Raw genomic sequence first — 398 nt, 5'->3', positions numbered from 1 at the left:
CCTCCTGCGCCTGCACACCGCGCAGGAGGAGGACGCGATGCTCGGCCGCATCCAGAACGACCTCTTCGACCTCGGCGCCGACCTTTCCGTACCGGGCATGGAGGGCGGCCTGCGCGTCACCGCCGCCCAGTGCCTGCGGCTCGAGACCGAGGTGGGGATCATGAACGCCGACCTCCCCCCGCTCACCTCCTTCATCCTTCCCGGCGGCACCCAGGCCGCCGCCCATGCCCATGTCGCCCGCACCCTCGCCCGCCGCGCCGAGCGCGCCGTGGTCGCGCTCGCCGCCGCCGAGCCGGTGAACGGCGACGCCGTCCGCTACCTCAACCGCCTGTCGGACCACCTCTTCGTCCTCGCCCGCAGCCTCAACACCGGGCAGGACGTCCTCTGGGAGCCCGGCG

1 protein-coding gene is annotated in these 398 nt (G+C 73.9%); it reads left to right on the top strand.

What is annotated here, in order from left to right:
* On the top strand, nt 1-398 hold a 398-nt coding region (locus tag I6F37_RS43410; protein ID WP_225154897.1), incomplete at both ends, for a cob(I)yrinic acid a,c-diamide adenosyltransferase.

This window comes from Bradyrhizobium sp. NBAIM08 (assembly GCF_020193935.1).
Taxonomy (GTDB): Bacteria; Pseudomonadota; Alphaproteobacteria; order Rhizobiales; family Xanthobacteraceae; genus Bradyrhizobium; species Bradyrhizobium yuanmingense.
Note: the sequence above shows the minus strand (reverse complement) of the source record. Positions and strands in the feature narration are given on the sequence as shown.